Genomic DNA, 25,685 nt, shown 5'->3' with positions numbered 1-25,685 from the left:
CGGATCCGTCATCGCAGCTCCATCCGCTCAGGCGGCGGCCTTCAGCGCCGGCGTGTCGGCATGGGACGTCAGGTACTCCATCGCCGCCGCCACGCCGCTGCCCTGCAGCGGCACGCCCGCGAGCTTCAGCCCCATCTCGCAGCCGGACAGCGTCGCCATCAGCGTCAGCTCGTTGCAATCGCCAAGATGGCCGATCCGGAACATCTTGCCGCGCATCTTGCCCAGCGCCTGGCCCAGCGACATGTTGAAGCGTTCGTAGATCAGCTTGCGCACCGCGTCGGCGTCGACGCCCTCGGGCATCATCACGCCGGTCAGCACCGGGCTGTAGACCGCCGGATCGGCGCACTGGATCTCCAGGCCCCAGGCGCGCACCGCGCGGCGCGTGGCCTCGCCCAGGCGCTGATGGCGCGCGAAGACGTTGTCCAGCCCCTCCTCCAGGATCATGTCGATCGCCTCGGACAGGCCGTACAGCAGGTTGGTATTGGGCGTGTACGGCCAGTAGCCGTTCTTGTTGGCCTCGAGGATCTCGTCCCAGCGCCAGAAGCTGCGCGGCATGCGCGCCTCCTTGCTGGCGGCGATCGCCTTCGGCGACAGCGCGTTGAAGCTGATGCCCGGCGGCAGCATCAGGCCCTTCTGCGAGCCCGACACCGTCACGTCCACGCCCCACTCGTCATGCCGGTAGTCGGCCGAGGCCAGGCCCGAGATGGTATCGACCATCAGCAGCGCCGGATGGCCCGCCGCATCGATCGCGCGGCGCACCGCCGCGATGTCGGAGGTCACGCCGGTCGAGGTCTCGTTGTGGACCACGCAGACCGCGCGGATCCGATGGCCGCTGTCCTCGCGCAGGCGGGCCTCGATCATGTCGGGCTGCACGCCGCGGCGCCATCCCTCGATGCCGGGCAGGCCAAGAAATTCCGGCTGCAGGCCCAGGGACTGGGCCATCGACTTCCACAGCGTGGCGAAATGCCCGGTCTCGTACATCAGCACGGTGTCGCCGGGGCTCGTCACGTTCGACAGCGCGGCCTCCCAGGCACCGGTGCCCGAGGCCGGATAGATGATCACCGGGTGCTCGGTCTTGAAGATCTTGCGGATGTCCGCCAGCACCTTGCGCCCGAGCGCCCCGAATTCCGGCCCACGATGATCGATGGTCGGATAGCTGATCGCACGCAGGATGCGATCCGGTACCGGGCTCGGTCCCGGGATCTGCAGGAAGTGGCGGCCGGCGGGGTGGAAGTCGAGCGAGATCATGGACGGGTGTCTCCTTGTTGAATTTTGAATTCAAAATACTGTAGCAGCGGCTGTCGGCGATCCCAAGCGGAAATTGCCCGGCAACGGCGCTCGTTTACCCCGATTGCCCGGGCGGCGCGGGCTGCGGGACAGTTCCCGGCGACTGTGCGCTAGAATGGCCGCGACATCACGGACAAGGACTTTGAATGCAAAATTCCGCCGAAGGGGAACCGCTGCCCGACAGCGGCGCCACCCCGCTGCTGCCGCGGCTCGAGCGCCAGCGGCTGCACGACACCGTGGTCGAGCACCTGCGCAAGTTCATCACCGAGGGCGTGCTCAAGCCCGGCATGAAGCTCAACGAGCGCGAGCTGTGCGAGACGCTGGGAATCTCGCGCACGCCGCTGCGCGAGGCGTTCAAGGTGCTGGCCGCCGAGAACCTGATCGAGATCTCGCCTAACCGCGGCGCCAGCGTGTCGCGCATGACCGAGGCCGAGATCTGGGAGACCTTCGAACTGATGGCCGGCCTGGAAGCCTTCGCCGGCGAACTGGCCTGCGAACGCATCACGCCGGCCGAGCTGGCGCAGATCAAGGCGCTGCATTACGCGATGCTGGCCTGCCGCGCGCAGAACGACCTGTCCGGCTACTACAGCCGCAATCAGGAAATCCACGACCGCATCAATGCGGCCGCACGCAATGGCGTGCTGCGCCAGACCTATCTGTCGATCAATCGACGGCTCAAGGCGCTGCGCTTCCGCTCGAATCAGCAGACCGAGAAATGGGACCGCGCGGTGCACGACCACGAGGCGATGATCCAGGCGCTGGAAGCGCGCGACGGCAAGCGCCTCGCCGCGATCCTGCGTCAGCATCTGCTGGAGAAGCGCGAAGCGGTGATGCAGGGCGGGCGGGCTGTCGACCGGGCCGGCGAGAACAGCTCCGCTTCCGCGGCCTGACCGGGCTCCCGGCCGCCCTCCGGGCCCGCGTTCGCCGGGCCCGGCCTCGGGCTCGCGCGCCGGCACACCCTGCTCACCGTTCCCGCACCCGGCATGCGACTTGCAACCCTCCGCGATCCGTTGCGGGGCCTGCATCGACGGTCATGGCGGCCGTTCCGGATCCCGCGCACTTATATAATCCCGACCTGATAACAGGCATTACGCTTCCGTGATGATGCGGCGAGGCGCGCCGGCCATGCTGGCCCACGCCTTGCCGCTGTTCACTGCTGCTCGCTGCCGCCGCCCGTCGCACCGCTGCCCTGCGGTCTGCGCCGGTGCCGCGCAGTGCCGACGGACGAAGCTGCCACGACAACCAGAGCCGCCTCAGTGACATCCAATTTCCCCCCCAGGCTGGCGCTTGCCCATATCGTCAAGCGCTATCCCGGCGTGACCGCCAACGACGACGTCTCGCTGACCGTCGCTCCCGGCGAAATCCATGCCGTGCTCGGCGAGAACGGCGCCGGCAAGTCGACCCTGATGAAGATCATCTTCGGCGCGGTCAAACCCGACGCCGGCCAGATGCACTTCAACGGCGCGCCGGTCGTCATCGACAGTCCGCACGATGCCCGCGACCTGGGCATCGCGATGGTGTTCCAGCATTTCTCGCTGTTCGACACGCTGACCGTGACCGAGAACATCGCGCTCGGCCTGCCGGCGGCGCAGCGCGGCGGCACCTCGATAAAGGCGCTGGCCGAACGGATCCGCGAAACCGCCGCGCGCTACGGCCTGCCGCTCGAGCCCGAGCGCCATGTGCATACGCTGTCGGTCGGCGAGCGCCAGCGCGTCGAGATCGTGCGCGCGCTGCTGGCGCGGCCGCAATTGCTGATCCTCGACGAACCCACTTCCGTGCTGACGCCGCAGGCGGTGCAGACGTTGTTCGTCACGCTGCGCCAGCTGGCCGACGAAGGCACCAGCATCCTGTACATCAGCCACAAGCTCGACGAGATCCGCGCGCTGTGCCACCGCGCCACCGTGATGCGGATGGGCCGGGTCACGGGCCTGTGCGATCCGCGCCAGGAGAGCGCGGCCTCGCTGTCGCGCATGATGATCGGCGGCGAACCGCCGCGCGAGGCGCGCGTGGCCACGCCGCGGGGGCCGCTTCGTCTGGCCGTGCGCGAGCTGTCGCTGCCGCGCGCGCATGCCTTCGCCACCGCGCTCGAAGGGATTTCGCTGGATCTGCATGCCGGCGAGATCGTCGGCATCGCCGGCGTCTCGGGCAACGGCCAGCAGGAATTGCTGGCAGCGCTGTCCGGCGAGGACACCCGCGCCGCGCGCGATGCGATCGCGCTGGACGGCAAGCCGGTCGGCCGCCTCGATGCGCGCGCCCGCCGGCGCGCGGGCCTGGCCTTCGTGCCCGAGGAGCGGCTGGGCCGCGGCGCGGTGCCCGGCATGAGCCTGGCCGACAATACGCTGCTGTCGCATCAGGACCCGCCCTATGTACGGCGCGGCCTGGTGTCGCCGAAGGCAGCGGCGGGACTCGCGGCGGCGATCATCCAGCGCTTTCGCGTCAAGGCCGGCGGCCCGGACGCGATGGCGCGCAGCCTGTCCGGCGGCAATCTGCAGAAGTTCATCGTCGGCCGCGAGATCGAGAGCGGCCCCGGCGTGCTGATCGTCGCGCAGCCGACCTGGGGCGTCGACGTCGGCGCCGCCGCGCAGATCCACAACGAGCTGCTGGCGCTGAAGGCGACCGGCTGCGCGATCCTGGTCGTCTCCGAGGAGCTCGACGAGCTGTTCGCGATCTGCGACCGGCTGCACGTGATCGCCAAGGGGCGGCTGTCGCCATCGATGCCGGTGGAGGACGCCACACGGGAACAGGTCGGCCTATGGATGAGCGGGCTGTGGCCGGGCGGACCGGGCGGCCAGGACGAGGGCCGGCATGACGTCGCGGAGGCGCGCGTCCATGGCTAAATCGCTCGGCTTCGCCTTCCCCCTGTCGCTGTCGCCGCGCGGCCTGCCCTCGCGTCCGATGGCCTATGCCTCGCCCTTCATCGCACTGGCGCTGACGCTCGCCTTCGGCGCGCTGCTGTTCGTGCTGCTGGGCAAGGACCCGATGGCCGCGCTGAAGGTCTTTCTGGTCGATCCGGTCAAGGACAAGCGCGCGCTCGGCGAGGTGCTGCTCAAGACCGTGCCGCTGGTGCTGTGCGCGCTCGGGCTGTCGGTCTGCTACCGGGCCAACGTCTGGAACATCGGCGCCGAAGGGCAGCTGATCCTCGGCGGCATCTTCGCCGCGGCGACCGTATTGTGGTTCGATGTGCCCGGTCACAACGCCAACGGCGTGGCGGTGCTCGTGCTGGCCTCGCTCGCCGGCATCGCCGGCGGCATGCTGTGGGCCGGCATCACCGCGCTGCTGCGCGACCGCTTCAACGCCAACGAGATCCTGGTCTCGCTGATGCTGACCTATATCGCGCAGCAGCTGATTCTTTACGTGGTCAACGGCCCACTGAAGGATCCGCAGGGCATGAACTTCCCGCAGTCCAAGGTGTTCTCGTCGGAGTTCCTGCTGCCCAACCTGATGTCGGGCTCGCGGCTGCATGCGGGCTTCGTGGTGATGCTGGTGCTGGTGGCGGTGATGACGGTGTTCCTGTTCCGCAGCTTCGCCGGCTACCGGCTGCAGGTCGGCGGCACCGCCCCGTCCGCCGCGCGCTACGCGGGCTTCTCGGCGCGCGCCTCGCTGTGGATGGCGCTGCTGATCTCCGGCGGCTTCGCCGGGCTGGCCGGCGCCTTCGAAGTGGTGGGACCGATCGGCCAGCTGCTGCCGTCGATCTCGCCGGGCTACGGCTTTACCGCGATCATCGTCGCCTTCGTCGGCCGGCTGCATCCGGTGGGCGCGGTGTTCGGCGGCATCGTGATGTCGCTGTTCTATATCGGCGGCGAGATGGCGCAATCGCGCCTGGGCCTGCCGTCGGCCATCGGCTGGGTGTTCCAGGGGATGCTGCTGTTCTTCCTGCTCGCCTGCGACAGCCTGATCGACAACCGTCTGCGCTGGCGCGCGGCGGCGGCCCGATAGCCAACCGATATCCGCTCATGGAACAATTCGCTCCCCTTGTCGCCACCGCCATCAATGCCGGCACGCCGCTGCTGCTGGCGGCCCTCGGCCTCTTGATCAACGAACGCGCCGGCGTGCTGAACCTCGGTGCCGAAGGCATGATGCTGGTCGCAGCGGTGTTCGGCTTCATGGTCGGCTACCAGACCCAGTCGCCGCTGCTCGGCTTCGTCGCCGGCGCGCTGGCCGGCATGGCGATGGCCACGCTGTTCGCCTGGCTGGCGCTGGTGCTGGCCACAAACCAGGTCGCCACGGGCCTGGCGCTGTCGATCTTCGGCACCGGCCTGTCGGCCTTCATGGGCCAGCGCTTCGTCGGCTACGCGATGCCCGCGCAGGGCAGCAAGGTGCCGGGCCTGGCCGACCTGCCCTTCGTCGGCCCGGCCTTCTTCCAGCATCACTGGATGGTCTATGTCAGCGTGCTGCTGTGCGTGGCCATCATGTGGTTCCTGTTCCGCACGCGCGCCGGACTGACGCTGCGCGCGATCGGCGAATCGCCGGAGTCGGCGCACGCGCTCGGCTACCCGGTGCGCTGGATCCGCTTCGCCGCGCTGCTGTTCGGCGGCGGCTGCTGCGGGCTGGCCGGCGCCTATCTATCGCTGGTCTATACGCCGATGTGGGTCGAGAATCTGGTTGCCGGGCGCGGCTGGATCGCGCTGGCGCTGACCACCTTCGCCACCTGGCGGCCCGGCCGCGTCCTGGTGGGCGCCTGGCTGTTCGGCGGCGTGACGATCCTGCAGTTCTATCTGCAGGGCATCGGCGTCTCCGCGCCGTCGCAGATCCTGTCGATGCTGCCGTATGCGGCCACCATCGTGGTGCTGGCGCTGATCTCGCGCAATCCGGCGTGGATCCGCCTCAATATGCCGGCGTCGCTGGGGCGGCCGTTCCGCCCTGGCAACGCCTGACCCTTTTCCAGCAAGAGCCAACGCGCGTGTCAATGCGCGCATTCAACACAAGGAGAAATCGATGATCGTCACGCGCAGGAAGTCCCTCGCGACGCTGGCCGCCACCACGCTGCTGGCGGTGGCCACGCTGGCCGGCTGCGGCAAGAAGGAAGCCGAGCAGCCCGCGCCGGGCGCCGCCTCGGCTCCGGCCGCCGGCCAGGCGGGCGAGCCGCTGAAGGTCGCCTTCGTCTATATCGGACCGGTCGGCGACGCCGGCTGGACCTATGCGCACGACCGCGGCCGCAAGGCGGTCGAGGAGAAATTCGGCGACAAGGTCAAGACCACCTATGTCGAGAACATCCCCGAATCCGCCGCCGATGCCGAGCGCGTGTTCCGCGATCTGGCCAGCCAGGGCAACAAGCTGATCTTCGGCACCACCTTCGGCTACATGGAATCGATGCTGAAGGTCGCCAAGGAGTTTCCGGACGTCAGGTTCGAGCATGCGACCGGCTTCAAGACCGCCGACAACCTGGCGCAGTACGACGTGCGCACCTACGAGGGCGCGTATCTGGCCGGCGTGGTGGCCGGCAAGATGAGCAAGACCGGCAAGATGGGCGTGGTCGCCTCGGTGCCGATCCCCGAGGTGATCCGCAACATCGACTCGTTCGCACTGGGCGCGCGCAGCGTCAATCCGAGCGCGACGGTCAAGGTGGTCTGGGTCAACAAGTGGTTCGACCCGGGCAAGGAGCGCGAGGCCGCCACCACGCTGATCGGCCAGGGCGTCGACATGCTGATGCAGAACACCGATTCGGCCGCCGTGGTGCAAACGGCGCAGGAAAAGGGCGTGCATGCGTTCGGCTGGGATAGCGACATGAGCAAGTTCGGTCCCAAGGCCCACCTGGCCGCGTCGGTGATCTCGTGGGGCGTCTACTACAACAAGGTGGTCGGCGACGTGCTCAGCGGTACCTGGACCAACGGCACCACCTGGTGGGGTCTGAAGGAAAACATGATCGACCTGACCAGCTTCAACGCCGACGTGCCCGAGGACGTCAAGGCGCTGGTCGCCGAGCGCCGCCGCGGCATCATCGACGGCAGCGCGCCGATCTGGAAGGGCCCGCTCAAGGACAACACCGGCAAGGAGCAACTGGCGGCAGGCCAGGTGGCCGACGACAAGTTCCTGCACGGCATCAAGTTCTACGTCGAGGGTGTGGAGGGGCAGATCCCGGGTTGAACCCTTCGCCGGGAACTTGAACCGCGGCGCATCGGCCCAAGCTATCCTGTTGTCGTGCCGCGCATTTCAGTCGCGGGTGCACAGTGTGATGGAGGCCTCTCATGTGGAAACGATTCTCGGCGCTTTGGACGCTCGTGCGGCGGGACGGGCGCCTGCTCTGGTATGCGCTGCGGCACCCGGACGCGCCGGGCTGGCTCAAGCCGGCGGTGGTCGGCGTGGCGCTGTACGCGCTGTCGCCGATCGACCTGATCCCCGACGTGGTGGCCGGACTGGGCATCGTCGACGATCTGGTGCTGATCCCGCTGGCGGTCCATCTGATCCTGAAGCGACTGCCACCGCATATCCTGCGGCAAGCGCAAATGCGAACGCAATCGACGACGGTCAGGCCGCATTGACCGATGCCACATTGACCGCGCGGTAGCGGCAACGAAAAAGGGCGCCAGTTCGACTGGCGCCCTTTTCTTTTCTGCTCCGCCTGCAGTCTTACGGGATCAGCACCGTCGAGCCGGTGGTCTTGCGCGCTTCCAGCTCGCGATGGGCCTGCGCGACCTCGGCCAGCGGATAGCGCTGCCGCACCTCGATCCTGACCTTGCCGCTGCGCACGATGTCGAACAGCTCGGCCGCCATCGGCTCGAGCAGCTCGCGCTGCGTCACATACGTCATGATCGTCGGACGCGTCAGCTTCAGCGAGCCCTTGGCGCCCAGCACCGAGATATCGACCGGCGGCACCGGGCCCGAGGCGTTGCCAAAGCTGACCATGGTGCCGCGCGGCGCCAGGCAGTCCAGCGAATCGTTGAAGGTGTCCTTGCCGATCGAGTCGTAGACCACCGCCACGCCCTTGCCGCCGGTGATTTCCTTGACGCGGTCCAGGAACGATTCGCGCGTGTAGACGATGGTGTGGTCGCAGCCATGCGCGCGCGCCAGCGCGGCCTTGTCGTCGTTGCCGACGGTGCCGATCACGGTGGCGCCCAGCGCCTTCAGCCATTGCGACGCGATCAGGCCGATGCCGCCGGCCGCGGCGTGCAGCAGCACGGTGTCGCCGGGCTGCACCCGGTAGGTGTCGCGCACCAGGTACTGCACCGTCATGCCTTGCAGCATCATCGCGGCGGCCTGCTCGAACGAGATATCGTCCGGCAGCCTGACCACGATATCGGCCGGCATCACGCGCACCTGCGCATAGGCGCCGGTGGGTCGGCCGGCATAGGCGACGCGGTCGCCTTCGCGCAGATGCGTGACGCCCGGCCCGACCGCCTCGACCACACCGGCGCCTTCCATGCCGATCCCGCCCGGCAGCGGCTGCTTGTAGAGCCCGGTACGGAAGTAGACGTCGATATAGTTCAGGCCGACCGCCTCCTGCCGGATGCGGATCTCGCCGGGGCCGGGTTCGCCGACCTCGACGTCGACCCACTGCATCACTTCAGGACCGCCGTTCTCGAAGATGCGGATGGCTTTGCTCATGGTTCGGTTCTCCTTGGGATGATCGGATCGGGACTGCCGTTCAGGCCGCCGGCGCCGCGGTACGCCGCCGCATTTCGGCGATCAGCATGTCGGCGGTCGCCACATTGGTCGCGCACGGCACGTCGTGCACGTCGCAGGCGCGCACCAGCGCGTTGATATCGGGCTCGTGCGGCTGCGGCGTCATCGGGTCGCGCAGGAAGATCACCGCGGCGACGCGGCCCTCGGCCAGTTGCGCGCCGATCTGCAGGTCGCCGCCCCACGGGCCGGACAGCATGCGCGTGACCGTCAGTCTCACCTCGTCGATCAGCCGGCCGCCGGTGGTGCCGGTGGCCAGCAGTTCGCAGTGCACAAGGAAATCGCGATGGCGGCGGGCAAAGGCGACGATGTCGTCCTTCTTGCGGTCGTGCGCGATCAGCGCGATGCGGGGCGGAACCGCGGCGACGGGGATGGTGCTCATGCGCGCGCTCAGAAGGTGCCCGGGTAGGCGCCGCCGTCCAGCAGGATGTTCTGCGCGGTGATGTAGGCCGCCTGCTTGCTGCACAGGAACGCGCAAGTGGCGCCGAACTCGGCCGGGTCGCCGAAGCGGCGCGACGGGTTCTGCGCGGCGCGGCGTTGCGCGACCTCGTCGACGGTCAGGTTGGCCTTCTTCGCGGCCCCTTCCATGGTCTTGTACAGACGGTCGGTATTGAACGGCCCCGGCAGCAGGTTGTTGATGGTCACGCCATGCTGCGCGACCTCGCGGGCCACGCCGGCGACGAAGCCCGTCAGGCCGGAGCGTGCGCCGTTGGACAGCCCGAGCACATCGATCGGCGCCTTGACCGCGCCGCTGGTGATGTTGATGATGCGGCCCCACTTGCGCGCGATCATGCCGTCGACGGTGGCCTTGATCAGCTCGATCGGCGTCAGCATGTTGGCGTCGAGCGCGGCGATCCAGTCCTCGCGGTTCCAGTCGCGGAAATTGCCCGGCGGCGGGCCGCCCGCGTTGTTGACCAGGATGTCGAGATCGCCGAGCCTGGCCACGGCGTCGAGCGCCTGCTGGCGGCCTTCCGGCGTGGTGATGTCGGTGGCCACCGCGACCACGCGGCGGCCATGGCGCGCGCGCAGGTCGGCGGCGGCCTTCTCCAGCGCCTCGGCGCCGCGCGCGACGATCACCACGTCGACGCCCTCGGCCGCCAGCGCATCGGCGCAGGCAAAACCCAGGCCCTTGCTGGCGCCGCACACCAGCGCATGCTTGCCTCGCAATCCGAAATCCATGCTCCCTTCTCCTTGATTCGCCAGTTGTTCAAATCGATCGAGCCCGCGTTGCCGCCCGCTCAGGTCCGCGCAGCCTTGCTGCGCGACAGCAGATAGATGCCGCCCATCACCAGCGCGCTGCCTGCCAGCTGCACCAGCGTGATCGGCTCGCCCAGCAGCCAGAAGCCGAGGAACAGCGTCGACACCGGGCCGATCATGCCGGCCTGCGAGGCCATCGGCGCGCCGATGCGCGCCACCGCCATCATCGTCAGCGACACCGGCAGCACGGTGCAGAACACCGCGTTGATCGCGGACAGCCACATCACCGGCGCCGGCTGCAGCAGTTCGCCCCAGGGGCGTCCCAGCACCAGATATTGCACCACGCAGCAGGCGGTCGACACGCACATCGCATAGGCGACCAGCCGCAGCGACCCGATGCGCGCGACCAGCTCGCCGCTGGCGATCAGATAGACGGCATAGCTGACCGCGCTGCCGAGCACCAGCGCGGCGCCGAGCCAGACCTTGCTGCCGCTGACGTCCAGATCGTGGGCCAGCACCAGCAGGATGCCGGCGTAGGCCAGCAGCAGCGAGATCCACTGCTGGCGGCTGATATGGCGCTTGAAACCGAAGGCGGTGGCCAGCACCACGAAGGACGGCGTCAGGAACAGGATCAGCCGCTCCAGCCCCGCGGTGATGTATTGCAGGCCGAGGAAGTCGAGAAAGCTCGACAGGTAGTAGCCGATGAAGCCGAGCATCAGCACGCGGCCGCGATCGGCCCACGAAAGCGGTGGCAGCCGCATCGACTGCCACCAGCCGATCGCCATGAACAGCGGCACTGCGAACAGCATGCGCAACGTGATCACCATCACGGCGTCGACGTTGTAGCGGTACATCAGCTTGGCGACGATGGCCTTGCCGGAGAACAGCACGGCGCCGATGGCGGCGACGGCAAGCCCGGTGCGCTGCCGCGCGCCGGCGGAAGCGCTGGCGGGGCTGGCGAGGGATTTCTGGGAAGCGGGCACGGGTATGGTGCAAACGGCCTGTGCGCGCACGGTCGCCGACAGGCGGGCGCGACAAGGCACTACGTCGGAAAAAGGTCGGATTTGCCGCCGCGTCGGCAACGTTCGGGATTGCCGCCGGACAGACGCGAGGATTGTATGTCAAAAGGCGCAAAGACATCGGACGCCGGCCCGGCGCCGTCGCGCCCGCGCGGACGGCCGGGCGTCGATCCATGACGCCATCCATTACAATCCGGCACCACCGGGGCGATCCCCCGGATTCCGCCCTGCCCTCACCGCCAGCCGCTACCCGCCATGAAGCAAGATCCGCGTTTCCCCAATCTGTTCATCCTCGACCACCCGCTGATCCAGCACAAGCTGTCGCACATGCGCGACCGCGACACGTCGACGCGGACCTTTCGCGAGCTGCTGCGCGAAATCACGCTGCTGATGGGTTACGAGATCACCCGCAGCCTGCCGCTGACCACGCGCCATATCGAGACGCCGCTGGTCAGCATGGACGCACCGGTGATCGCCGGCAAGAAGCTGACCGTCGTGCCGGTGCTGCGCGCCGGCGTCGGCATGAGCGACGGCCTGGTCGAACTGATCCCGTCGGCGCGGATCGGCCATATCGGCGTCTATCGCGACGAGCATCATCGCCCGGTCGAATATCTGGTGCGGCTGCCCGCTCTGGAGGATCGCAGCTTCATCCTGTGCGACCCGATGGTCGCCACCGGCTATTCGGCGGCGCATGCGGTCGATGTGCTCAAGCGCCGCGGCGTCAAGGACGAGGCGATCACGTTCGTCGCCCTGGTGGCGGCGCCCGAAGGCGTCGAGGTCTTCCAGAAGGCCCATCCGAACGTGAAGCTGTACGTAGCCTCGCTCGACAGCCATCTGGACGAGCACGCCTACATCGTGCCGGGCCTGGGCGACGCCGGCGACCGCTTGTTCGGTACCAAGAACTGAGTCGGGGCGGGGCTTTCCCTCTCCCCCAACCCCTCTCCCGCAAGCGGGAGAGGGGAGCCTGCCTGCAGCCATTGAAACGCCGACGGACTTTCTCGACAACTTGACCCTGGCTGTCGGCGTTGATTCGCCGCCCGGGTTTCTCCCCTCGCCCGCTTGCGGGAGAGGGGCCGGGGGAGAGGGCGCCGTCCCTCGCTACCGGCGCTTGCGCCCCGACCCCAGCAGGCTGCCCAGCACGCCGCGGATCAGCTCGCGGCCGACCTGCGAGCCCACCGTGCGGGCCGCCGACTTGGCCATCGACTCCAGAATCGAATCGCCGCGGCCGGTCTTGCCGGTGCCGCGCGTCAGGCCGCCGAACAGATCGCCGGCCTCGTCGAGCCAGCCGCGTTCGCCGGCCGGCTGGCCCGCTGCCTGTCCTCCGTTCTGCCCGCCGCCGTTCTGCACGGCCGGCGCCTCGCCGCTCTGCGCGGCCCTGCCCTTCAGCCTTTCATAGGCCGATTCCCGATCGACCGCCTTTTCGTAGATGCCCGCCACCAGCGACGAGGCCAGCAGCTGCTTGCGCTCGGCCTCGTCGATCGGGCCGATGCGGCTGCCCGGCGCCAGCACCCACGCGCGCTGCGTGATGCCGGGCGTGCCCTTGGCGTCGAGCAGCGAGATCAGCGCCTCGCCCACCGCCAGCTCGCCGATCGCCTTCTCCACGTCCAGCTCCGGATTGGCGCGCATCGTGGTCGCCGCCACCTTGACCGCCTTCTGGTCGCGCGGCGTGAACGCGCGCAGCGCATGCTGGACGCGGTTGCCGAGCTGCCCCAGCACGGTGTCGGGAATATCGATCGGGTTCTGCGTGACGAAGTACACGCCGACGCCCTTCGAACGGATCAGCCGCACCACCTGCTCGATCTTCTCCAGCAGCGCCTTGGGCGCGTCGTTGAACAGCAGATGCGCCTCGTCGAAGAAGAACACGAGCTTGGGCTTGTCGAGGTCGCCGGCCTCGGGCAGCTTCTCGAACAGCTCGGACAGCAGCCACAGCAGGAAGGTCGCGTACAGCCGCGGCGCGTGCAACAGCTTGTCCGCGGCCAGGATATTGACCATGCCCAGACCCTTGTCGGTCTGCATGAAGTCGTCCAGGTTCAGCATCGGCTCGCCGAAGAACACATCGGCGCCCTGCGATTCGAGCGCGACCAGGCCGCGCTGGATCGCGCCGATCGACGCGGCCGAGATATTGCCGTACTCGGTGGTGAACTGGCCGGCGTTGTCGCCGACGTACTGCAGCATCGCGCGCAGGTCCTTCGCATCGAGCAGCAGCAGGCCGTTGGCGTCGGCGATGCGGAACACCAGGTTCAGCACGCCCTGCTGGGTGTCGTTGAGTTCCAGCATGCGCGACAGCAGCAGCGGGCCCATGTCCGACACGGTGGCGCGCACCGGATGCCCCTTCTCGCCGAACACGTCCCACAGCGTGGTCGGGCAGGCGCCCCAGACCGGCTCGGGCAGGCCCAGGTCGGCCAGCCGCTTGCCGAGCTTGTCGGACAGCTGGCCGGGCTGCGAGATTCCGGTCAGGTCGCCCTTGACGTCGGCCATGAAGACCGGCACGCCGAGCCGCGAGAAGCCCTGCGCCAGCGTCTGCAGCGTCACGGTCTTGCCGGTGCCGGTGGCACCGGTGATCAACCCGTGGCGGTTGCCCATCTGCGGCAGCAGGGCCAGTTCATGCTGGGCGTTCTTGGCGATAACGATGGGGTCGGCCATGCTGGGGGCTCCGGTGGATGATGAGGCGATGTGTCGATTCGCCGATGAGGCGAGGGTACGGGCGATGGTGCGGCGATAGGTTCGGCGCCAACAAGCCCGCCTCGCCCGGCGCGGCAAAGGCCGGGCCGGCGGTCTGGCGCACAGGGGCGCGTGATAAAATCCCGGGCTGATTATATCCAGCAGTGATTGCCAGCAGTCATGGCCTGCCGCTGATGATTCCATCACCCGGCGCGTGCATCGCAACCAGCCGCCTGGGCGTCGTCAAACGCCCGCCGGCCCGGCCGCCAGCCTTCGGCCATGCTGCCCTCGCCGCGCTGCACGCGCCTCGCGTACCTGTTCCGCCTCGGAGAGAAACATGGCCGGTCATTCCAAATGGGCCAATATCAAGCATAAGAAAGCCGCCGCCGACGCCAAGCGCGGCAAGATCTGGACCCGCCTGATCAAGGAAATCACCGTCGCCGCCAAGCTCGGCGGCGGCGATCCCGACTCCAATCCCCGCCTGCGGCTGGCCATGGACAAGGCCATGGACGCCAACATGCCGAAGGACAACATCCAGCGCGCGATCCAGCGCGGCGTGGGCGGTCTGGAAGGCGCCAGCTACGAGGAAATCCGCTACGAGGGCTACGGCCTGTCGGGCGCCGCGATCATCGTCGATTGCCTGACGGACAACCGCACCCGGACCGTCGCCGAAGTGCGCCACGCCTTCTCCAAGCATGGCGGCAACATGGGCACCGAAGGCTCGGTGGCCTTCATGTTCACGCACTGCGGCCAGTTCCTGTTCGCCCCGGGCACGCCCGAGGACAAGCTGATGGAAGCTGCGCTCGAGGCCGGCGCCGACGATGTCGTGACCCACGAGGACGGCGCGATCGAGGTCACCTGCCCGCCCAACGATTTCGGCACCGTCAAGACGGCACTCGAAGCGGCCGGCTTCAAGGCCGAGGTCGCCGACGTCGTGATGAAGCCGCAGAACGAAGTCAGCTTCTCGGGCGACGATGCCGTCAAGATGCAGAAGCTGCTCGACGCGCTGGAAAACCTCGACGACGTGCAGGAAGTCTTCACCAACGCGGTGATCGAGGACTGAGCCGGCGCATCCGCCCCTCCCCTCTCCCCGGCGGCCGTAGCCAATTCGATGCAGCGGCCGCCGTCCCCAAAGCTTTATCTTCTGGCAGTGGATCATGAAAGTATTGGTTGTCGGCTCGGGCGGACGTGAACACGCGCTGGCCTGGAAACTGGCCCAGTCGCCCAAGGTGCAGGTCGTCTACGTGGCGCCGGGCAACGGCGGCACTGCGCTGGACAAGCGGCTGCAGAACGTCCCCGTGACCGATCCGGCGGCGCTGGCCGAGTTCGCGCAAAGCGAGGGCGTGCATTTCACCGTGGTCGGTCCCGAGGCGCCGCTGGCGGCCGGCATCGTCGACGTGTTCCGCGCGCGCGGTCTGCGCATCTTCGGCCCAAGCCGCGCGGCCGCGCAGCTGGAGTCGTCGAAGGACTTCGCCAAGGCCTTCATGCACCGGCACCAGATTCCGACCGCCGCCTACCAGACCTTCAGCGACGCGGCGCAGGCACACGCCTATCTCGACGCACAGGGCGCGCCGATCGTGATCAAGGCCGATGGCCTCGCCGCCGGCAAGGGCGTGGTGGTCGCCACCACGCTGGAAGAAGCGCACGCCGCGGTCGACATGATGCTGGCCGACAACAAGCTCGGCGATGCCGGCGCGCGCGTCGTCATCGAGGAATTCCTCGAGGGCGAGGAAGCAAGCTTCATCGTGATGGTCGACGGCGCCAATGTGCTGGCGCTGGCCACCAGCCAGGACCACAAGCGCCTGCTCGACGGCGACGCCGGCCCCAATACCGGCGGCATGGGCGCCTATTCGCCGGCACCGGTGGTCACGCCCGCGCTGCATGCACGCGTGCTGCGCGAGATCATCATGCCGACCGTGCGCGGCATGGAGAAGGACGGCATCCCGTACACCGGCTTCCTGTACGCCGGCCTGATGATCGACCGCGACGGCAATCCGAAGACGCTCGAATTCAACTGCCGCATGGGCGATCCCGAGACGCAGCCGATCATGGCGCGGCTCAAGACGGATCTGTTCGACGTGATGGAGCATGCCGTCAACGGCCGGCTCGACGCGGTCGAGCTCGACTGGGACCGCCGCACGGCGCTGGGCGTGGTGATGGCCGCCCACGGCTACCCCGACTCGCCGCGCAAGGGCGACCTGATTACCGGCATCCCGGCCGAGACCGAGGACAGCGTGACCTTCCACGCCGGCACCACGCTGGCCGACGGCAAGCTGCTGACCAACGGCGGCCGCGTACTGTGCGTGGTGGGCCTGGCCGATACCGTCAAGGCGGCGCAGCGCGCGGCCTATGCGGCGGCCCAGCAGATCCACTTCGACGGCATGCAGTACCGCTCGGACATCGGCTATCGGGCGATCAAGCGCTGAGGTCTTCTGCCTTCTCCCGCTTGCGGGAGAGGGCCGGCGGAGAGGGCAAAGGCTTGCGCCATACCGACCGCGCCTCGAAACCACCCCTCTCCCCAGCCCTCTCCTTGGGGGGAGAGCGAGAACACCGCCGGAGCACGAACATCCCCGCGTGCCTACCCCGCCGCACCATGACGGGGCAGCGGCTACAATCCTGACCATGCTGATGATCGATTCCCAGGCAGTCCGCGCCTATCTGTTGGGTCTGCAAGACCGCATCACGGATGCCGTCGCCGCCATCGACGGGCAGCCGTTCGCCACCGATGCCTGGGAAAAGCCGCCCACCGAGCGACTGCGCGGCAGCGGCCGCACCCGCATCCTCGAAGGCGGTGCGGTGATGGAGCGCGCCGGCGTCGGCTTCTCGCACGTGCGCGGCGACGCGCTGCCGCCGTCGGCCAGCGCCAACCGGCCCGAACTGGCCGGGCGCGGCTTCGAGGCGATGGGCGTGTCGCTGGTGTTCCATCCGCGCAACCCCTACGTGCCCACGGTCCATATGAACGTGCGCTGCTTCCTGGCCGTCAAGGAAGGCGCCGAGCCGGTCTGGTGGTTCGGCGGCGGCATGGACCTGACGCCGTACTACGGCAATGCCGACGACTGCCGGCATTTCCACGCGACCTGCAAGACCGCGCTCGATCCCTTCGGCGCCGGGCTCTATCCGCGCTTCAAGCGCTGGTGCGACGAGTACTTCTTTCTGAAGCATCGGGGCGAGGCACGGGGCGTCGGCGGCGTGTTCTTCGACGACTTCTCCGAGCTCGGCTTCGACGGCAGCTTCGCGATGATGCGCGCGGTCGGCGACGGCTTTCTCGATGCCTACCTGCCGATCCTGCAGGCGCGCAAGGACACGCCCTACGGCGCGCGCGAACGGGACTTCCAGGCCTATCGCCGCGGCCGCTATGTCGAATTCAACCTGGTGTTCGACCGCGGCACGCTGTTCGGCCTGCAATCGGGCGGCCGCACCGAATCGATCCTGATGTCGATGCCGCCGCAGGCCGCCTGGCGCTACGACTGGCAGCCCGAGCCGGGTAGCGCCGAAGCCGCGCTGTACACCGACTTCCTGCCGGCGCGCGAGTGGGTCTGAACCGGGCCCGGACCTTGTCGATGAACTCCAACCGCCCCTACCGCCTCGGCATCCTCGGCGGCACCTTCGACCCGCCCCATGTCGGCCACCTGGCGCTGGCGCGGCTATGCATCGACCATCTGCAGCTCGACGAGCTGCTGTGGATTCCGACCGGCCAGTCATGGCAGAAAGGCAACGACGTGACCCCGGCCGCGGACCGGCTGGCGATGACGGAACTGGCCGCCTCGGCGCTGGCCGACGCGCCGGCGCGGGTTCACGCCAGCCGCATGGAGGTCGATCGCGCCGGCCCGAGCTACACCATCGACACGGTGCGCCACTTGCGCGAGCAGTACGGCCCCGAGGCCTCGCTGGCATGGCTGATGGGCGCTGACCAATTGCTGCGCCTGCACACCTGGCACGGCTGGGAGGACCTGCTCGACTACGTCCACCTGTGCGTCGCGACCCGGCCCGGCTTCGCGCTGGACCAGCTCGACGGCCCGGTGCGCGACGCGCTGGCCCAGCGCCGTGCCGACGCGCACCTGATACAATCCACGCCCTCCGGCCGGATGTGGATCGACCAGACGCTCGCCGTCGACCTCTCCTCCACCGCCCTGCGCCAGCGCCTTGCCGCCGGCCAGCGCGCGGATGACCAACTCCCCCCGGGCGTGGCACACTACATCGCCACCCACGGACTCTATCGCCAGGACTGAGCAGGACCGTGGAACCGGGCCGGCCCGTAGCACTGGCCCGGGACGCGGCTACGGCCACCGATCCCTCGCTGACAAAATACAAGGGCACCACCAAGGCACCATGGATATTCGCAAACTGCAACGCGCCATCGTCGATGGCCTCGAGGACGTCAAGGCACAGGACATCAAGGTGTTCGACACCTCGCACCTGACCGAACTGTTCGACCGCGTGGTGATCGCCAGCGGCACCTCGAACCGGCAGACCAAGGCGCTGGCCGCCTCGGTACGCGACACCGTCAAGGAAGCCGGCGGCCACATCATCGCGGTGGAAGGCATGGAGACCGGCGAATGGGTGCTGGTCGACTGCGGCGACGCGGTGGTGCATATCCTGCAGCCGCAGCTGCGCCAGTACTACAACCTCGAAGAGATCTGGGGCGACAAGCCGGTGCGGATCAAGCTCGGCGCGGGCGCCAAGGGCCTGGCCAAGGCCAGCGAGCCGGTGGACGAGGACGACGACGCCGAGGAAAAGGCGCCGCGCGCCCGCACGCGCCGCGCCGTCGGCGAACGCCCGGCCCTGGCCCGCCTGCCCGAAGGCATGAAGGAGCCGTCGCCGCCGATGGGCCACGAGGACACCGATCCGGACGCGATCGCGACGCAGCGCAAGCCGGTCGCTCGCACCCGCACCACCAGCGTCAGCGGCGCCGCGCCGGCGCGCAAGGCTCCAGCCCGCACGGGCACCGGCAGCGGTACCGGTGCCGCCCGCAAGACGGCCACCAAGACGGCCACCAAGACGACAAGGACGGCTGCCAAGACGGGAACCGGTACCGGCACCCGTACCGCGGCCAAGACCACCGCCACGCGCAGCGCCGCCGCCAAGACCGCGGCACCGCGCAAGCGCGCCACCCGCTCGGCCTGAGCCGGGCCCCATCCCGCAGCAGCGCGTCGCCGTGCAGTTGCTGATCGTCGCGGTCGGGCACAAGATGCCCGCCTGGATCGAGGCGGGCTTCGCCGAGTATGCCAAGCGCATGCCGCCGGAGCTGCGCATCGTGCTGCGCGAGATCAAGCCCGAGGCCCGCACCGCCAGCAACAACGCGGCGACCGTGATGCAGCGCGAGGCCGCGCGCATCGAGGCCGCGCTGCCGCGCCAGTGCCGCATCGTCGCGCTGGACGAACGCGGCCGCGACCTGACCACGATGCAGCTGGCCGAGCAGTTGACCGGCTGGCAGCGCGAGGGCGGCGATGTCGCCTTTCTGATCGGCGGTGCGGACGGCCTCGACCCTGCGCTGAAGGCCCGCGCGCAGACGCTGCTGCGGCTCTCCAGCCTGACGCTGCCGCACGGCATGGTGCGCGTGCTGCTGGCCGAGCAGCTGTACCGGGCCTGGACCGTCACGCAGAACCACCCTTACCATCGGGTCTGACCTGCCATCGCCCGCTGCCGGTCGGCGGCCCCGGTTCCTGCGTTCGTCCGAACCTCGTCCCTCCCTAGTACCACCGCGCTCCTCCGCGCCCGTGCCACCGTGCTCCACGACGTCCTCTACCTCGCCTCCCAAAGCCCTCGCCGCCGCGAGCTGCTTACCCAGCTCGGCGTGTCCTACCAGCTGCTGCTGCCCGACGACGACGAAGACGCCGAGGCGCTCGAAGCGGTGCTGCCCGGCGAAACGCCGGATGACTACGTGCAGCGCGTCTGCGCGCTGAAGGCGGAGGCCGCGCTGCGCCGCCGCGAACGCCGGGCGCTGCCCGACGCGCCGATCCTGACCTCGGACACCACGGTCTGTCTGGGCGGCCGCATCCTCGGCAAGCCCGAGCATGCCGACGACGCCGTCGCGATGCTGACGGCGTTGTCCGGCACCACGCATCGGGTGCTGACCGCGGTGACCGTGGTTTCGACGCTCGGCGCGCACCATGCGCTGTCGATCTCCGAGGTCAGCTTCCGCGCGATGCGCGAGGACGAGATCGCGCGCTACGTGGCCAGCGGCGAGCCGCTCGGCAAGGCCGGCGCCTACGGCATCCAGGGCCGCGCCGCCGAGTTCGTGCAGCGGATCGCGGGGAGCTATTCGGGTATCATGGGCCTGCCCCTGTTCGAGACGGCAGCGCTGTTGCGACAGGCCGGTCTGCGCTTCTGAAGCGCACCGCCACGCAACGCCGAGCAAGGCGCCGGTTCGCCCGCCGACCGCGCCGCACGGCATCCAGGGGACCAACCTGCTCCGCCGCGACGGACAACCGTCGGCGGAGCCAGCCAGCCGGCGACGGATCGCACACAACATGACCGAAGACATCCTCGTCAATATCACCCCGCAGGAAACGCGCGTGGCCATCGTGCAGCAGGCCGCGGTGCAGGAGCTTCATGTCGAGCGCACGCTGACGCGCGGACTGGTCGGCAATATCTATCTGGGCAAGGTGGTGCGCGTGCTGCCCGGCATGCAATCGGCCTTCATCGACATCGGTCTCGAGCGCGCGGCCTTCCTGCACGTCGCCGATATCTGGCACCGGCGCGAACCGGACCGCAACGGCAGTACGCAGCTGGCGATCGAGAAGACGCTGTTCGAGGGCCAGGCGCTGATGGTGCAGGTGATCAAGGACCCGATCGGCACCAAGGGGGCGCGGCTGTCGACTCAGGTCAGCATCGCCGGCCGCACGCTGGTCTATCTGCCGCAGGACCCCCATATCGGCATCTCGCAACGGATCGAAGGCGAGATCGATCGCGAAGCGCTGCGCGCCCGCGTGCAGGGGCTGGTGCCCGAGGACGAGCGCGGCGGCTTCATCGTGCGCACCATCGCCGAGGAGGCGACCGACGAGGAGCTGGGCAACGACATCGCCTACCTGCGCAAGATCTGGGGCGCGATCCGGCTCAACGCCACCACGCTGCCCGCGCCCAGCCTGCTCTATCAGGACCTGAGCCTGGCCCAGCGCGTGCTGCGCGATTTCGTCAACGACGCCACCGGCGTGATCCAGGTCGATTCGCGCGAGAACTACCAGAAGCTGGTCGAGTTCGCGCAGGAATACACGCCCGCGGTGCTGCCGCGGCTGTCGCACTACACCGGCGAGCGGCCGATCTTCGACCTGTTCAATATCGACGCGGAAATCGAGCGCGCGCTGTCGCGGCGCGTCGACCTGAAGTCGGGCGGGTATCTGATGATCGACCAGACCGAGGCGATGACGACGATCGACGTCAACACCGGCGGCTATGTCGGCGCCCGCAATTTCGACGACACCATCTTCAAGACCAATCTTGAAGCGGCACACACGATCGCGCGCCAGCTGCGGCTGCGCAATCTCGGCGGCATCATCATCATCGACTTCATCGACATGGAGAATGTCGAGCACCGCGATGCGGTGCTGTCGGAACTGAAGCGCGCGCTGTCGCGCGACCGCACCCGCATCACCGTCAACGGCTTTTCGCAGCTCGGGCTGGTCGAGATGACGCGCAAGCGCACGCGCGAATCGCTGGCGCACGTGCTGTGCGAGCAGTGCCCGGTCTGCCAGGGCAAGGGCCAGGTCAAGACGCCGCGCACCGTGTGCTACGAGATCCTGCGCGAGATCATGCGCGAATCGCGCCAGTTCAATCCGCGCGAGTTCCGCATCCTGGCCTCGCAGGAAGTGATCGACCTCTTCCTCGAAGAGGAAAGCCAGCATATGGCGATGCTTGGCGACTTCATCGGCAAGCCGATTTCGCTGCAGGTCGAATCGACCTTTCACCAGGAGCAGTACGACATCATCCTGATGTAGCCGGCGCGATGCGGATCGCCACTAGGGTCTGACCGCATGTCATTGCCGCCGCCATCCCCTATAACGAATGCAGGAATGGCACGGCAGGAGCGGACCATGACGGGGCGGCAAGCGAAGACGGCCGAACGGCCGTGGACAAGGCCAGGCGCGCCGTGGCTCGGCGCGATGCTGATCGCGATGGTGGGCCTGCACGGCTGCGCGCCCGTGCAGGAACTGGCGAAACGCGCGCCATCGTTGCCCCCGGCTGCGCCCGAGCGTCAGGTCACCCCCGCCCCTCCGCCACCGATTGCGGCCCGCGTGATCGAGCTGGCCGGCTATTGCAGCCGCACCGAGGACGACGGCTTTCGCGAGGAGGCGCGCGTGCGCGTGACCGCCAACGAGGTGCAGGCGCTGAACTGGAAGCTGTGGGTGCCGCGGCGCCGCGGCTCGTGCGCCTTCGATCTGAGCGAGTTCCGGCAGGTCCAGAAGGCCCCGCATATCGAACTGGTCGCGCGCGACGACAGCGGTTGCAAGCTGATGGTGTGGCAGGACCCGCGGCGCGTCACGCTGGCACATGCCAATTGCCAGAAGCGTTGCACGCCCGGGATCTACGAAGAAGCGTGGCCGGTGATGTTCGACCCGGCCAGCGGCATGTGCGCGCAGGTCAAGTAGGCCTGCCGCGCCATGTAGGAAACCGGCGCGGGCAGCCGCGCCGGCGCCCGGCGTTCAGCCGCGCTTGACCCAGACCACCAGACCGCCCGCGATGCCGAGCGTGCGGCGGTCCGGACGGTAATCCATGGTGCCGGGAAACTGCTGCGCGTCGCGCTGGCCAATGCGCCAGGCGCAGCCGTCCAGCAGCGCGATCGCCTCGGCCTCCGGCTTGCCGACCAGCGCGTCGTCGGCCATCTTGTCGGCGGCGCAGCCTTGCGGCGTGCCGGCACCGCCCATCGGCGGCGGCGGCGGTCCGGGCGGCGGTTCGCTGGCGCAGGCAGCCAGCAGGGTCACGCCGGTTGCCGCGCAGGCCAGCCGTCCCATGCCGTTCAGTCGGGGACGAAGCAGGGGAACCAGCCCGGAACGCAGCGCGGCAAGAAACGGGGAAAGAAGCGAGGAAAGAAGCGAGGAAAGAAGCGAGGAAAGAAACGATCGGTCGACGATCCGTGGCATGCAATCTCCTTGCAGGTCGGGGGCGGACGGCATCTGCCGCCCGCGGGCGAGACGGCCGGTCTCGCAACCGGACTACGGCTTGGCCTTCGGCACACGCCCCATCAGGAAGAACTCATCGTTGGGACGCATGCCGATGGTGTTGGCCATGCGGTTGGACAGGCCGAAAAAGGCGGTGATCGCGGCGATGTCCCAGGCGTCCTCGTCGGAGAAGCCGTGCGGGCGCAGCGCATCGAAATCGGCCTCGTCGATCTCGTGCGAGGCCTGGCAAACCTTCATCGCGAAATCGAGCATCGCCCGCTGGCGCGGCGGCAGGTCGGCCTTGCGATAGTTGACCGCGATCTGGTCGGCCAGCAGCGGCTTCTTCTCGTAGATGCGCAGGATCGCGCCGTGGGCGACCACGCAATAGAGGCACTGGTTGACGCCCGAGGTGGCGACCACGATCATTTCGCGCTCGCCCTTGGTCAGCCCGCCCTCCTTGTCCATCAGCGCGTCGTGATAGGCGAAGAAGGCGCGGAATTCGGCCGGCCGGTGCGCGAGCGCGAGAAATACATTGGGGACGAAGCCGGCCTTTTCCTGCACCGCCAGAATCCGCTCGCGGATATCGTCGGGCACCTGCTCGAGCGTCGGCACGGGGTAGCGGCTGATCGGCCTGTCGGCCGATGCAGTCGAGGACGGACTGGCTTGCTGCGATTCGCTCATCGATGTCTCCTCGGTAAGTTCCGGTCTATCCGGCTGCGGCATGGCCCCGCGCTGTGCGCGAGGCCTGCCACAGTATCGGCCAGCCACGGCGGCACGCCAAGCCTTGCCGGCCCGCGCCGCACCCGGGCGGCCGGCTTACTGCGTGGCGAACTGGATGCGGTGCAGCCCGGCGTACAGCCCGTTCGCGGCCAGCAGCTCGGCATGGGTGCCGTGCTCGGCGATGCGTCCCTGATCCAGCACCGCGATGCGGTCGGCGTTCTCGATGGTCGAGAGCCGGTGCGCGATCACCAGCGTGGTGCGGCCGACCATCAGCGATTCCAGCGCGGCCTGGACCTGGCGCTCGGACTCCGAATCCAGCGCCGAGGTGGCCTCGTCCAGAATCAGGATCGGCGCGTCCTTGTACAGCGCGCGGGCGATCGCCAGGCGCTGGCGCTGGCCGCCCGACAGCTTCATGCCGTTGTCGCCGATATTGGTCTGCAGGCCCTCCGGCAGCCCCTTGACCACGTCGGTCAGATAGGCGGCCTCCAGCGCGCGCTCGACCCGCGCCATGTCGATCTGGTCGGCCGAGTGCACCCCATAAGCCACGTTGGCGGCGACGGTGTCGTTGAACAGCACCACGTCCTGGCTGACGAAGGCGATCTGGCGGCGCAGATCCTTCAGCACCAGCGCGTCGAGCGGCTGGCCGTCGAGCAGGATGCGCCCTTCGGTCGGATCGAAGAAGCGCGGCACCAGATTGACCAGCGTGGTCTTGCCGCTGCCGGACGGACCGACCAGCGCCAGCACCTCGCCCGGGCTGACCCGCAGCGACACGTCCTGCAGCGCGGGGCGCCCGGCGTCGCCGTACCGGAAGCCGACGCGCTCGAACACCAGCTCGCCGCGCGCGCGGTCCAGCGGCAGTCCGCCCTGCTGCGGCTCCACCGGCTCGTCGATCAGGCGGAAGATCATTTCGGCGGCCGTCATGCCGCGCGTCAGCGGCTGGTTGATGTCGGTCAGATGCTTCAGCGGCGAGATCAGCAGCAGCATCGCCATCACGAAGCCCGTGAAGCCGCCGATCGTGGTCTGGTTGCCCTGCGCCTGCACCATCGCGATGGTGATGATCACCGACAGCGCCAGCGCCGCCAGGAACGCGGTGACCGGCTGGTTCAGCCCGCCCGCCACCGCCATCCGCATCGAATAGTTCTTCAGCCGTTCGGCCATCGCGCGAAAGCGCGCCAGCTCGTAGGTCTCGCCGCCGTGCAGCTTGACCACCTTGAAGCCGCCGGCCGCTTCCTCGACCACGTAGGCGGCGCTGTTGGTCAGCGTCTGGTGCTCGCGGTTGAGCTTGCGCAGCCGCCGGTTGATCTTCGACATCAGGTAGCCGATGACCGGCAGGATCACCGCGACGATCAGCGTCAGCCGCCAGTTCGTGTAGAACAGGTAGATCAACAGCGCGACCACCGTCAGCGAGTCGCGCACCAGCGTGATGAACACGCTGGTCAGGATCTGCAGCACCTGATTGACCTCGAAGATCACCGCGTTGATCAGCGATGCCGCGGTATTGCGATGGAAGAACATCGCCGGCACATGCAGCATCCGCTCGAACATCTGCAGCCGCATCTTGAGCAGCACGCGGTTGGAGATCAGGCTCAGCAGATAGCCCGAGGCGAACTGGGCCAGGCCCCGGATCAGCGCGACACCGGTCAGGATCGCCGGCACATGCCACAGCTTGCCGGCGTAATCGCCGCCGAAGCCCTTGTCCAGCAGATCGTTGACGACCTTGGGGATCACCCCTTCGCTGGCGGCCACGACGGCCATCGCAACGATGGCGGCGATGAAGATGCGCAACTCCGGGCGCAGGTAGGACCAGAGTCGGGCGGGCATGGTTTGCACACCTGGCGTCGATGGGCGGGACAAGAACACTCCTTCGGAATAATCAGAGGCGCCGGCGAGCCCGCACCCGAAATCGGAAACGGGCACCGGCAGGGCCGGCCTGGCATGAGCCGACCAGGGGCCCAGGCGCCAACAAGGGGGCCAACGAAGGGCCAACAAAATGGCCGGGGTACAATGGCGCCGCGCTCGACCGGGGCGATACCGTGCCGAATGCGGTCGGATCGCGGCTGGATCGCGTCATACAGCAGGCCATACGACC

The 25,685-nt window shown here is 68.4% G+C and carries 25 protein-coding genes; 16 read left to right on the top strand and 9 right to left on the bottom strand.

The features are described from left to right. Positions 1–27 precede the first annotated feature (27 nt). Positions 28–1,248, bottom strand: a complete 1,221-nt coding sequence (locus HTY53_RS15480) for a pyridoxal-phosphate-dependent aminotransferase family protein (RefSeq protein WP_174107488.1) — start codon at positions 1,246–1,248, stop codon at positions 28–30. Between the two features lie 185 nt (positions 1,249–1,433). Here HTY53_RS15480 and HTY53_RS15475 point away from each other — a divergent pair, with 185 nt between their 5' ends. From HTY53_RS15475 to HTY53_RS15450, 6 genes are all read left to right on the top strand, one after another. Then, the gene (locus HTY53_RS15475) at positions 1,434–2,177 is read left to right on the top strand and encodes a GntR family transcriptional regulator (RefSeq protein WP_174107487.1); all 744 of its coding nucleotides are present in this window, start codon (positions 1,434–1,436) and stop codon (positions 2,175–2,177) included. 366 nt (positions 2,178–2,543) lie between these two features. Continuing rightward, complete coding sequence (locus HTY53_RS15470; protein ID WP_174107486.1) at positions 2,544–4,124, top strand: ABC transporter ATP-binding protein; 1,581 nt, start codon at positions 2,544–2,546, stop codon at positions 4,122–4,124. After that, the gene (locus tag HTY53_RS15465; RefSeq protein ID WP_174107485.1) at positions 4,117–5,223 is read left to right on the top strand and encodes an ABC transporter permease; all 1,107 of its coding nucleotides are present in this window, start codon (positions 4,117–4,119) and stop codon (positions 5,221–5,223) included. The genes HTY53_RS15470 and HTY53_RS15465 overlap by 8 nt, the downstream gene beginning before the upstream one ends. 17 nt (positions 5,224–5,240) lie before the next feature. Continuing rightward, the gene (locus HTY53_RS15460) at positions 5,241–6,161 is read left to right on the top strand and encodes an ABC transporter permease (protein WP_174107484.1); all 921 of its coding nucleotides are present in this window, start codon (positions 5,241–5,243) and stop codon (positions 6,159–6,161) included. Between the two features lie 61 nt (positions 6,162–6,222). Then, positions 6,223–7,371, top strand: coding sequence for a BMP family ABC transporter substrate-binding protein (locus tag HTY53_RS15455; protein ID WP_174107483.1), 1,149 nt, complete (start codon positions 6,223–6,225; stop codon positions 7,369–7,371). Positions 7,372–7,472: 101 nt separating this feature from the next. Beyond that, a complete protein-coding gene (locus HTY53_RS15450) occupies positions 7,473–7,766 on the top strand; it encodes a YkvA family protein (RefSeq protein WP_174107482.1) in 294 nt (97 codons plus the stop codon). Between the two features lie 88 nt (positions 7,767–7,854). Here HTY53_RS15450 and HTY53_RS15445 read toward each other — a convergent pair whose 3' ends face one another. Genes HTY53_RS15445 through HTY53_RS15430 form a run of 4 tightly spaced genes read right to left on the bottom strand, consistent with a single transcriptional unit; the run spans position 7,855 to position 11,084 of the window. Beyond that, positions 7,855–8,829, bottom strand: coding sequence for a quinone oxidoreductase family protein (locus tag HTY53_RS15445; RefSeq protein WP_174107481.1), 975 nt, complete (start codon positions 8,827–8,829; stop codon positions 7,855–7,857). A gap of 40 nt (positions 8,830–8,869) precedes the next feature. Further along, a complete protein-coding gene (locus HTY53_RS15440) occupies positions 8,870–9,286 on the bottom strand; it encodes a methylglyoxal synthase (RefSeq protein WP_174107480.1) in 417 nt (138 codons plus the stop codon). An 8-nt stretch (positions 9,287–9,294) separates the two neighbouring features. After that, positions 9,295–10,083 (bottom strand): SDR family oxidoreductase, encoded by a 789-nt coding sequence (locus HTY53_RS15435; RefSeq protein ID WP_174107479.1) that lies wholly within the window; start codon positions 10,081–10,083, stop codon positions 9,295–9,297. Positions 10,084–10,142: 59 nt separating this feature from the next. After that, positions 10,143–11,084, bottom strand: a complete 942-nt coding sequence (locus HTY53_RS15430; RefSeq protein WP_174107478.1) for a DMT family transporter — start codon at positions 11,082–11,084, stop codon at positions 10,143–10,145. A 291-nt stretch (positions 11,085–11,375) separates the two neighbouring features. On the opposite strand from HTY53_RS15430, the gene upp reads away from it, so the two are divergent. Beyond that, positions 11,376–12,026 carry a uracil phosphoribosyltransferase gene (upp, locus tag HTY53_RS15425; protein ID WP_174107477.1) on the top strand — a complete coding sequence of 217 codons (651 nt, stop codon included), beginning with the start codon at positions 11,376–11,378 and terminating at the stop codon, positions 12,024–12,026. Positions 12,027–12,218: 192 nt separating this feature from the next. On the opposite strand, the gene HTY53_RS15420 is transcribed toward upp, so the two are convergent. Further along, a complete protein-coding gene (locus HTY53_RS15420) occupies positions 12,219–13,763 on the bottom strand; it encodes a helicase HerA-like C-terminal domain-containing protein (protein ID WP_174107476.1) in 1,545 nt (514 codons plus the stop codon). Between the two features lie 355 nt (positions 13,764–14,118). Here HTY53_RS15420 and HTY53_RS15415 point away from each other — a divergent pair, with 355 nt between their 5' ends. From HTY53_RS15415 to HTY53_RS15375, 9 genes are all read left to right on the top strand, one after another. Further along, the gene (locus HTY53_RS15415) at positions 14,119–14,844 is read left to right on the top strand and encodes a YebC/PmpR family DNA-binding transcriptional regulator (RefSeq protein WP_174107475.1); all 726 of its coding nucleotides are present in this window, start codon (positions 14,119–14,121) and stop codon (positions 14,842–14,844) included. Between the two features lie 94 nt (positions 14,845–14,938). Next, on the top strand, positions 14,939–16,207 hold the full coding sequence (gene purD / locus HTY53_RS15410) for a phosphoribosylamine--glycine ligase (protein ID WP_174107474.1): 1,269 nt from the start codon (positions 14,939–14,941) through the stop codon (positions 16,205–16,207). A 202-nt stretch (positions 16,208–16,409) separates the two neighbouring features. Next, positions 16,410–17,321 carry an oxygen-dependent coproporphyrinogen oxidase gene (hemF, locus tag HTY53_RS15405; RefSeq protein WP_174107501.1) on the top strand — a complete coding sequence of 304 codons (912 nt, stop codon included), beginning with the start codon at positions 16,410–16,412 and terminating at the stop codon, positions 17,319–17,321. A 20-nt stretch (positions 17,322–17,341) separates the two neighbouring features. Next, the gene (locus HTY53_RS15400; RefSeq protein WP_174107473.1) at positions 17,342–18,010 is read left to right on the top strand and encodes a nicotinate-nucleotide adenylyltransferase; all 669 of its coding nucleotides are present in this window, start codon (positions 17,342–17,344) and stop codon (positions 18,008–18,010) included. Between the two features lie 100 nt (positions 18,011–18,110). Next, entirely contained in the window at positions 18,111–18,905 is a 795-nt protein-coding gene (gene rsfS, locus HTY53_RS15395; protein WP_174107472.1) for a ribosome silencing factor, read from the top strand. 31 nt (positions 18,906–18,936) lie between these two features. Next, a complete protein-coding gene (rlmH, locus tag HTY53_RS15390; protein ID WP_150084135.1) occupies positions 18,937–19,407 on the top strand; it encodes a 23S rRNA (pseudouridine(1915)-N(3))-methyltransferase RlmH in 471 nt (156 codons plus the stop codon). A gap of 99 nt (positions 19,408–19,506) precedes the next feature. Then, entirely contained in the window at positions 19,507–20,112 is a 606-nt protein-coding gene (locus HTY53_RS15385; RefSeq protein WP_174107471.1) for a Maf family protein, read from the top strand. A 139-nt stretch (positions 20,113–20,251) separates the two neighbouring features. Continuing rightward, positions 20,252–21,715, top strand: coding sequence for a ribonuclease G (gene rng, locus HTY53_RS15380; protein WP_174107470.1), 1,464 nt, complete (start codon positions 20,252–20,254; stop codon positions 21,713–21,715). A gap of 165 nt (positions 21,716–21,880) precedes the next feature. Next, entirely contained in the window at positions 21,881–22,366 is a 486-nt protein-coding gene (locus HTY53_RS15375; protein WP_174107500.1) for a hypothetical protein, read from the top strand. Between the two features lie 54 nt (positions 22,367–22,420). On the opposite strand, the gene HTY53_RS15370 is transcribed toward HTY53_RS15375, so the two are convergent. From HTY53_RS15370 to msbA, 3 genes are all read right to left on the bottom strand, one after another. Continuing rightward, a complete protein-coding gene (locus tag HTY53_RS15370) occupies positions 22,421–22,729 on the bottom strand; it encodes a hypothetical protein (protein ID WP_174107499.1) in 309 nt (102 codons plus the stop codon). A gap of 201 nt (positions 22,730–22,930) precedes the next feature. Further along, a complete protein-coding gene (locus tag HTY53_RS15365) occupies positions 22,931–23,557 on the bottom strand; it encodes a peroxidase-related enzyme (RefSeq protein ID WP_174107469.1) in 627 nt (208 codons plus the stop codon). A gap of 135 nt (positions 23,558–23,692) precedes the next feature. After that, positions 23,693–25,417 (bottom strand): lipid A export permease/ATP-binding protein MsbA, encoded by a 1,725-nt coding sequence (gene msbA, locus HTY53_RS15360; protein ID WP_174107468.1) that lies wholly within the window; start codon positions 25,415–25,417, stop codon positions 23,693–23,695. Positions 25,418–25,685: the final 268 nt, after the last annotated feature.

Origin of the sequence: Cupriavidus gilardii (assembly GCF_013314895.1) — a bacterium.
In the GTDB taxonomy this organism is placed as follows: Bacteria; Pseudomonadota; Gammaproteobacteria; order Burkholderiales; family Burkholderiaceae; genus Cupriavidus; species Cupriavidus gilardii_C.
The sequence above is the reverse complement of the archived record's forward strand: the minus strand, read 5'-3'. Positions and strand labels throughout refer to the sequence as shown.